This window comes from Streptomyces carpinensis, assembly GCF_002154505.1.
GTDB lineage: Bacteria > Actinomycetota > Actinomycetes > Streptomycetales > Streptomycetaceae > Streptomyces > Streptomyces carpinensis.
This window is the reverse complement of the sequence record NZ_MUBM01000133.1, coordinates 1-8,102: the sequence shown is the minus strand read 5'-3', so window position 1 is coordinate 8,102 and position 8,102 is coordinate 1. Positions and strand designations below refer to the sequence as shown.

Sequence of the window (8,102 nt, the reverse complement as noted above, 5' to 3'; positions counted from 1 at the left end):
CCGTCCACCTGCGGCCGACCCCGCCTCCCCCTGCGCCGTTGTGGCATCAAACCCGCCGTCGGAGGGAAAGTGGGAGGGACGGAACTGGGGTGGTGAACCAATGCCTGACCGGCAATCCCACAAGGATCCGTCGTCCTGCGAGCGGCGGCACGAGCAGCCCGAGACGGCCGCACCGAGCACCGCGGAGATTGCGGAACCCACGGAGAGCGCGAGGAACAGGCAGCCGGCGCAGTCCGTGGCGAGCGCGGGAGCCGTGGCGACGGCGGAGTCCTCCGTCCCGGTGGAAACCGACGCCGAGCGCCGGCGGCGCCGCGCCCAGTTCCTGCGTGATCTCGCCGAGGCCCGCGAACTGCGCAACCGCGTCCAGCCCCGCCGCGCCAAGGCCGCCCGACTGCGGCACGCGATGCGCATGCGCACGTTCCGCTGGTAGGCCACTCCGGGGAACCCGGGAGAACTCGGGCGGCACGGGGAAGAGAACTCGGGCAGCACACGGAAGGAAGAAGGCCGACACCAGCGCCGACGTTCCGGGGCGGCCGTTGCGTGACCGCCGGGCAAAGCCGCGTACGATCCGCAGGTGGCGGCAACGAGTGCGCTGGTGAGTGCTTTACCGACGTACGACAAAACTGCCGGACACAGGGAGCCGAAGACGTCCCCTGAACGCCTTGTTTCTGCCACGATTCCGAGTGGGTGGGGCTCGGAGCCCAGCTCTCTCCGCCCAGAACCTCCGCCGGGGGGACCCCCAACCGGCACGCCTATGACCAGTGGGAGAGTCACGGTGTACTTCGCCGCACTGCTCGCGCGCACCGAAGACGGGTGGGAAGCGAGCGACACAGAGCTCGACGATGTGGAGACGCTGTCCGACCTGGCCGACCTGGCCCGCGAAGCCTCGGCCGAGGACGACACGGTGCTCGTCCTCATCGAGCAGGAGGACGCGTGGTTCGGCGTCGTCCGCGTGGACGGCGAGGACGACCCTCGTATCTACGTCTCGGACGCCGCCGCCGCCGCCCGCAGTTCGTACGGCGAGATCCTGCTCACCGACGAACTGCTCGGCCGGGAGCCCGGTGAGGACGGCCCCGACCTGGACTCCCTCGACCTCGACGGCACGGAGGACGGCGAACCGGCGTCCGCCGAGGACGACGAGGAGGAGACCGTTTCCGCCGAAGCCATCACACACAGCCCGCTGGGTGACGGTGAGATCCTCGACGACCTGGGCGTCAGCGAGAAGGAGCTGCGCACCCTGGACGCGGAGGACGCGCTGAGCGCGATCGCCGAGGCCCTGGGCGCCTCGGAGGTGCTGGAGACCGTCCGCTGACCCCGCAGGAAGCGCCAGACCCGGCCGGCACGTCGCCCGGGGGCCCTGGCACGCCCGGGACGCCCCAGGCCCCTGCCGAGCCCGGAGCCGCAGGCACGCCCGGCCAGTCCGGGGCGTCCGGGACGCCCTGCGCCGGCACCACGGCCGACGCGCCCGGCGCAGCCGGAGTGCCCCGCCTGCCCGACCCCGTCCGTGACCCCTGGCGGGATGCGATGCGGCTTGCGCTCCGGGAGGCCCAGGCGGCCGTCGGGGGCGGGGACGTCCCGGTCGGTGCCGTCGTGCTGTCCGGTGACGGCACCACCGTGCTCGGAGCGGGGCACAACGAGCGCGAAGCGACCGGTGACCCGACCGCCCACGCGGAGGTCCTCGCCATCCGGCGGGCCGCCGCGCGGGTCGGGCAGTGGCGGCTCTCCGGCTGCACGCTGGTGGTCACGCTGGAGCCCTGCACGATGTGCGCGGGGGCCGTCGTCCTCTCCCGCGTGGACCGGGTGGTCTACGGCGCCCGAGACGAGAAGGCGGGTGCCGTCGGCTCGCTCTGGGACGTCGTGCGCGACCGGCGGCTCAACCACCGGCCCGAGGTGATCGAGGGCGTGCTCGCCGACGACTGTGCCGGACTGCTCACCGAGTTCTTCCGCACCCGCTGAGCCGGGGTTCCGCCGCCGGCCGAGCCCGGTTCTTCCGCACCCGGTCTGAGCTCACGTTCTTCCGTATCCGCCGCGTTCCCGCCCCGGCGGCCTCGCGCCGGGGCGGACGTCCACCGTCCGGGAAACGGATTTCAGCCCGGGGCCCACTGTGCTGTAAGGTCTCCCTCGGTAGCGTGTCCGAGCGGCCGAAGGAGCTCGCCTCGAAAGCGAGTGTGGCGCAAGTCACCGAGGGTTCAAATCCCTCCGCTACCGCTGTAAGAAGGGCCCCGTCCGTCGGACGGGGCCCTTCGTGCGATCATCGTGCAGCCGACGCCCAGCCGACGCCAGGGGCAACCAGCGACAGGGGAGGCCGCGATGGCTGTGAACGCCAAGAAGATCGTCGTCTATGTGCTCGTGGTCTTCGCGCTGTACGTGATCATCACGGACCCGGCCAAGGCCGCCGACTACGTCCAGATAGGGTTCGAGGGCATATCGGACGCCGCCAAGGCCATCGGCGACTTCATGACATGGGCCGCTCACGGAGGAAAGTAATGATCCGCCACCTCGTCCTCTTCAAGCTCAACGAGGGTGTCGAGCGCGACGACCCGCGCGTCGTGGAGGGCGCCGAGGCCTTCCGCGCCCTCGGCGGGCAGATCGACGACCTGCGCTTCTGGGAGTGCGGCTGGAACATCAGCGACAGGCCCATCGCCCACGACTTCGCGATCAACTCCGCGGTCGAGGACGCCGACGCGCTGAAGCGGTACCTGGAGCACCCGGCCCACCAGGCGGGTGTCGCCCTGTGGCGCGAGTTCGCCACGTGGGTGATCGCCGACTACGAGTTCTGAGCCGTACGGCCGGACGGCTACACGGTCGACCCCGCACCGGAACGGTGCGGGGATTTTTCGCGTCTTATGCCCTATTTCATACCTCAACACGTGCGTATGCGGTGCTTGAACACGATGCACCTGTCTTGTGATGCTATGACCGCTTTTGACGGATGAGTTGATCGACGAAGAGGTGGCGTTGACCGTGTCGGCCAGTACTGCGCCGCCCCAGGAGGAATCCACTCAGGCCGCGACCCCCGGGCCGACATCGAACCCGAACCCGACCGCCACGCCGGCCCCGGAGAAGCGGCGCGGCGCCGACACCCGGGCCCTGACCCAGGTGCTCTTCACCCAACTGAAGGAGCTCGAACCCGGCAGCGCCGAACACACCCGCGTGCGCGGGGCTCTCATCGAGGCCAACCTCCCGCTCGTACGCTACGCGGCCGCCCGGTTCCGCTCCCGCAACGAGCCCATGGAGGACGTCGTCCAGGTCGGCACCATCGGGCTGATCAACGCGATCGACCGCTTCGACCCGGACCGCGGCGTGCAGTTCCCGACCTTCGCCATGCCCACGGTCGTCGGCGAGATCAAACGATACTTCCGCGACAACGTCCGCACCGTCCACGTCCCGCGCCGGCTGCACGAGCTGTGGGTGCAGGTCAACAGCGCGACGGAGGACCTGACGACGGCCTTCGGACGTTCCCCGACGACCGCCGAGATCGCCGAGCGGCTGCGCATCACCGAGGACGAGGTGCTCTCCTGCATCGAGGCCGGGAGGTCGTACCACGCGACCTCGCTGGAGGCGGCCCAGGAGGGCGACGGGCTGCCCGGGCTGCTGGACCGGCTCGGCTACGAGGACCCGGCCCTCGACGGTGTCGAGCACCGCGATCTGGTCCGCCACCTTCTCGTCCAACTCCCCGAACGGGAACAGCGCATCCTGCTGCTGCGCTACTACAGCAATCTCACCCAGTCGCAGATCAGCGCCGAACTCGGCGTCTCCCAGATGCACGTCTCCCGGCTACTCGCACGTAGCTTCCAGCGGCTGAGATCCGCAAACAGGATCGAGGCGTAACCGTCCCGGGCGAATCGCTCACCAGGGAAGATCCCGACAGGCGCGGCCCGAAATCCCGTCAGACCCCTTTCTGCCAGGGCGGATTCGGGCTTCGGATGTCGACATGTCACTACAGCGTGTTGCCGACATGTGACATTCTGCGGGAAGCGCGTTTGCCGCGGCTTCGGCTCCGGTATTCAGGTGAAGGCTGAGTTCTCCTCGTCAGAGAGCCCGGCCGCGACCGTCCCGCGACCCAAAGGGGGTGGCATGTCCGCAGACCAGGGCAGCTCCAAGGTGCTGACGCTCATGAAGAGCGAGGCGCCGTCCCCGGCGCTCGAGCCGCTCGACGCCCTCGACGACGTGGCGGCCCTCGGGGCCGTCCCGGCCCCGGCCCTGCCGGCCACTCCCACCCCGGCACTGCCGCCCTCGGAGACCATCGACACCCGCACCCTGTCCCGCTCCCTGTTCCTGCGGCTCGCCGCACTCGACGAGGACAGCCCCGAGCGCGCCTACGTCCGGGACACCCTGATCGAGCTCAACCTCCCACTGGTCCGGTACGCGGCCGCCCGCTTCCGCTCCCGCAACGAGCCGATGGAGGACATCGTCCAGGTCGGCACGATCGGCCTGATCAAGGCGATCGACCGCTTCGACTGCGAACGCGGCGTGGAGTTCCCCACCTTCGCCATGCCCACGGTGGTCGGCGAGATCAAGCGCTTCTTCCGCGACACGTCCTGGTCGGTGCGGGTGCCCAGGCGCCTGCAGGAGCTGCGGCTCGCCCTGACCAAGGCCAGCGACGAACTGTCGCAGAAACTGGACCGGTCCCCGACCGTCGGTGAACTCGCCGCGGTCCTGGGCGTCTCGGAGGAGGACGTCGTCGACGGCCTCGCGGTCGGCAACGCCTACACCGCCTCCTCCCTCGACTCGCCGGCCCCCGAGGACGACGGCGGCGAAGGGTCCCTGGCGGACCGCCTCGGCTACGAGGACTCGGCGCTGGAGGGCGTGGAGTACCGCGAGTCGCTCAAGCCGCTGCTCGCCAAGCTTCCGCCCCGCGAGCGGCGCATCATCATGCTGCGCTTCTTCGCCAACATGACCCAGTCGCAGATCGGCGAGGAGGTCGGCATCTCGCAGATGCACGTCTCCCGGCTGCTCACCCGGACCCTGGCCCAGCTGCGGGAGGGCCTCATCTCGGACTGAGCCCGACCGCTGTTCTCACCTGACGGAGTGTCCGTCACCGTGGCTCGACGCCAGGGGTGCCGAGACCTCGTGGCCGCCGGAGCGCCCCTCGTGGGCGCGTCGGCGGCCGTCGTCCGTCCGGGCGGGAGAGTTCCTCGTCCCCCGCGGGAGCGGGCAGGGCGTGGTGGCGGCAGCGGTCGTACCAGCGGTCCTGCGACGACCCCGGCCCCATTCATGGGGCGGGCCGGCGGTTCGCCCTACCTGAACGCGAGCCAGGCGACGGCCGCGACGATCACCACGGCGACGACGACACCGATGATCAGGCCGACGCGCGGCCCGGAGGAGACCTCCTGCTGCTGCCTGCCCTGGGGAGCCTCGTCGACGAACGCGCGGAACATCTGGGTGCTGCCGGCGGGGTCGTAATTGCCCTGGGGGCCCTGGGTGTTAGCCATGGCCCGAGACCCTAGCGAAAACGCGGGTGCTGCCCAAGCCCGGGGTGCTCGCGCTGTTCCCCGGCACTCTGCCCGAGTCGGTGTGACCGTCCCCGGGGCCGCGCCCCGGGCCCTGCTGCCGACCCGAACGGCCTCGCCCCCGAGTGCGAGACGGCCCGCTTTGTGCCGACCTGGACCGAAGAGTGACCCTCTCCCGGGCTCCACCAGCGGATTTACGTTCGCAATACTTGCCTTTGCCAAGTTTTTGCGTCGCCTGCCCCGGATTTGTTTGCCTGCAGCAACCAACCGCTCGTATGGTTGCCCCAAGCAACGATTACGGGAGGTGTGATGGCCGAGCAGGCGCAGTACGAAGAGCTGGCGCGTCAGCTCAGCGCCATCGGAGCCGTGAAGCGGGACATGGGACGGATCCTGCCGTCCGACTGCCCGGCGGGCTCGGCCGCTGTGCTGACACTGCTCGGCCGCCACGGCGACATGCGCATGAGCAAGCTCGCGGAGCTGCTCGCCGTGGACATGTCGGTCACCAGCCGGCACGTGGCCCACGTCGCCGCGCGCGGCTGGATCGACCGGCTGCCGGACCCCGCCGACAAGCGCTCGCGCATCCTGCGCCTGACGCCTGCCGGCCTGGACCGGCTGGACGACATGTACCAGCGGACCACACACCTTTTCGCCGAGCGGCTGAGCGACTGGACCGACGACGAGGTCGGTCAGCTCATCCGGCTGATGACCAGGCTGCGCGAGAGCTTCGGCGACTGCCGGACCACGTCGGGCCGGGTTCCCGCTCCCGTAGTCGAAGAGACCACCCGTACACCCGCAGACACACGTAAGTAAAGGAAGCCCATGGCAACGACCACACCAGCCGGTGTGCGGGCTCACGCCAAGCATGGGGGAGGCTCCCCGGGGAGCGCTCCGATGTCCCACCGGCAGATCATGGAGGCGCTCTCCGGGCTGATGCTCGGCATGTTCGTGGCGATCCTGTCGTCCACGATCGTCTCCAACGCCCTGCCGAAGATCATCGGCGACCTCGGCGGCGGCCAGTCCGCCTACACCTGGGTGGTCACGGCCGCCCTGCTGTCGATGACCGCGGCCACTCCCCTGTGGGGCAAGCTCGCCGACCTGTACAGCAAGAAGGCGCTCGTCCAGATAGCGCTGATCATCTACGTCGTCGCGTCGATGGCGGCCGGTCTCTCGCAGAACCCCGGCATGCTGATCGTCTGCCGCGTGGTCCAGGGCATCGGCACCGGCGGTCTGTCCGCACTGGCGCAGATCGTCATGGCCGCGATGATCTCCCCGCGTGAGCGGGGCCGTTACTCCGGCTACCTCGGCGCCACGTTCGCCGTCGCGACCGTCGGCGGCCCGCTGCTCGGCGGTGTCATCACCGACACCTCCTGGCTGGGCTGGCGCTGGTGCTTCTACGTCGGCGTGCCGTTCGCGGTGATCGCGCTGATCGTGCTGCAGAAGACCCTGCACCTGCCCACCGTGAAGCGTCAGGTCAAGGTCGACTGGGGCGGCGCGTTCCTGATCTCCGCCGCCGTCTCGCTGCTGCTGCTCTGGGTCACCTTCGCCGGTGACAAGTACGACTGGATGTCGTGGCAGACGGCCGCGATGGTCGGCGGTTCGATCGTCCTCGGCGCGCTGTTCGTGCTCGTCGAGGCCAAGGCCAGCGAGCCGATCATCCCGCTGCGGCTGTTCCGCAACCGCACCATCACGCTGTCGTCGCTCGCCTCGCTCTTCGTCGGCGTCGCGATGTTCAGCGGCACCGTCTTCTTCAGCCAGTACTTCCAGCTGGCCCGGGACAAGTCCCCGACGATGTCCGGCGTCCTGACGATCCCGATGATCGGCGGTCTGTTCGTCTCCTCCACCGTCTCCGGTCAGTTCATCACCCGTACCGGCCGCTGGAAGGGGTGGCTGGTCAGCGGTGGCGTGCTGGTGACGGCCGGTCTGGGCCTGCTGGGCACCATCCGGTACGACACCGACTACTGGAAGATGGCCATCTTCATGGCGCTGCTGGGTCTCGGCATCGGCATGATGATGCAGAACCTGGTGCTGTGCACGCAGAACCAGGTGGCCCCGAGCGACCTCGGTTCTGCCAGCTCCACGGTCACCTTCTTCCGTTCCCTGGGCGGTGCGATCGGCGTCTCCGCGCTCGGCGCGGTGATGGCCAACCGGATCACCCACTACGTCAAGGACGGCCTGTCCGACCTCGGCCCGAAGTACGCCAAGCTCGCGGGCGGCTCCGGCTCCGACACCATCCCGGACATGAACGCGCTGCCGAAGCCGCTGCGCACGGTCATGGAGAGCGCCTACGGGCACGGCATCGCCGACATCTTCCTGATCGCCGGCGCGCTGGCCGCCGTCGCCTTCCTGATCACGTTGTTCATCAAGGAGGTCCCGTTGCGCACGAAGGGTGCACTGGCGCAGGCCGCCGAGGGCGAGAACGCCCCGGTGGACCCGGCCGCGGCTCCGACCGTCGCCGAGGCCCAGGCTCCGGCCGCCGAGGCTCCCGCCGTCGCCGAGGTGTCCGCCCCGGCCGAGGAGCGAGTGCCCAGCTGGGCCGCCGCCACCGCCGGCACGCAGGCCGGCCCGGAGGGCACGCAGCGGCTGGCCGCGGTCGCCACGGTGGCTCCGAGCGGGCCGGCCGCCGGTGCCGGCGGCGGGGTCCCGGTGCGC

At 70.1% G+C, this 8,102-nt stretch carries 10 protein-coding genes and 1 tRNA gene; 10 read left to right on the top strand and 1 reads right to left on the bottom strand.

Going from position 1 to position 8,102, the window contains the following annotated elements; all coding sequences use genetic code 11:
• Positions 1-235: 235 nt before the first annotated feature.
• From BZY54_RS18550 to BZY54_RS18515, 8 genes are all read left to right on the top strand, one after another.
• Complete coding sequence (locus BZY54_RS18550; protein WP_086726305.1) at positions 236-430, top strand: hypothetical protein; 195 nt, start codon at positions 236-238, stop codon at positions 428-430.
• Between the two features lie 345 nt (positions 431-775).
• Positions 776-1,312 (top strand): tRNA adenosine deaminase-associated protein, encoded by a 537-nt coding sequence (locus tag BZY54_RS18545; RefSeq protein WP_086726304.1) that lies wholly within the window; start codon positions 776-778, stop codon positions 1,310-1,312.
• 212 nt (positions 1,313-1,524) lie between these two features.
• Positions 1,525-1,956: a tRNA adenosine(34) deaminase TadA gene (gene tadA, locus BZY54_RS18540; protein WP_086726303.1), complete on the top strand. Its 432-nt coding sequence runs from the start codon at positions 1,525-1,527 to the stop codon at positions 1,954-1,956.
• A gap of 167 nt (positions 1,957-2,123) precedes the next feature.
• Positions 2,124-2,208 (top strand) — tRNA-Ser (locus tag BZY54_RS18535).
• Positions 2,209-2,310: 102 nt separating this feature from the next.
• Positions 2,311-2,487, top strand: coding sequence for a hypothetical protein (locus BZY54_RS18530; RefSeq protein WP_086726302.1), 177 nt, complete (start codon positions 2,311-2,313; stop codon positions 2,485-2,487).
• Positions 2,487-2,780 carry a Dabb family protein gene (locus BZY54_RS18525; protein WP_086726301.1) on the top strand — a complete coding sequence of 98 codons (294 nt, stop codon included), beginning with the start codon at positions 2,487-2,489 and terminating at the stop codon, positions 2,778-2,780. Before BZY54_RS18530 ends, BZY54_RS18525 begins: the two co-directional genes overlap by 1 nt.
• A 145-nt stretch (positions 2,781-2,925) precedes the next feature.
• On the top strand, positions 2,926-3,831 hold the full coding sequence (locus BZY54_RS18520; RefSeq protein ID WP_086726300.1) for an RNA polymerase sigma factor SigF: 906 nt from the start codon (positions 2,926-2,928) through the stop codon (positions 3,829-3,831).
• A gap of 246 nt (positions 3,832-4,077) precedes the next feature.
• Entirely contained in the window at positions 4,078-5,004 is a 927-nt protein-coding gene (locus BZY54_RS18515; protein ID WP_086726299.1) for an RNA polymerase sigma factor SigF, read from the top strand.
• Positions 5,005-5,240: 236 nt separating this feature from the next.
• Here the strand turns inward: BZY54_RS18515 and BZY54_RS18510 are convergent, their stop codons facing one another.
• Positions 5,241-5,435 carry a hypothetical protein gene (locus BZY54_RS18510; protein ID WP_086726298.1) on the bottom strand — a complete coding sequence of 65 codons (195 nt, stop codon included), beginning with the start codon at positions 5,433-5,435 and terminating at the stop codon, positions 5,241-5,243.
• A 327-nt stretch (positions 5,436-5,762) separates the two neighbouring features.
• On the opposite strand from BZY54_RS18510, the gene BZY54_RS18505 reads away from it, so the two are divergent.
• Positions 5,763-6,263 (top strand): MarR family winged helix-turn-helix transcriptional regulator, encoded by a 501-nt coding sequence (locus tag BZY54_RS18505; protein ID WP_086726297.1) that lies wholly within the window; start codon positions 5,763-5,765, stop codon positions 6,261-6,263.
• An 81-nt stretch (positions 6,264-6,344) separates the two neighbouring features.
• On the top strand, positions 6,345-8,102 hold a 1,758-nt coding region (locus BZY54_RS18500), incomplete at its 3' end, for an MDR family MFS transporter (RefSeq protein WP_483025149.1).

Coding starts and splice junctions, on each gene's coding strand:
- tadA (WP_086726303.1), top strand. CDS start 1,525: ATGCGGCTTGCGCTCCGGGAGGCCCAGGCGGCCGTCGGGGGCGGGGAC.
- BZY54_RS18530 (WP_086726302.1), top strand. CDS start 2,311: ATGGCTGTGAACGCCAAGAAGATCGTCGTCTATGTGCTCGTGGTCTTC.
- BZY54_RS18525 (WP_086726301.1), top strand. CDS start 2,487: ATGATCCGCCACCTCGTCCTCTTCAAGCTCAACGAGGGTGTCGAGCGC.
- BZY54_RS18515 (WP_086726299.1), top strand. CDS start 4,078: ATGTCCGCAGACCAGGGCAGCTCCAAGGTGCTGACGCTCATGAAGAGC.
- BZY54_RS18510 (WP_086726298.1), bottom strand. CDS start 5,435: ATGGCTAACACCCAGGGCCCCCAGGGCAATTACGACCCCGCCGGCAGC.
- BZY54_RS18505 (WP_086726297.1), top strand. CDS start 5,763: ATGGCCGAGCAGGCGCAGTACGAAGAGCTGGCGCGTCAGCTCAGCGCC.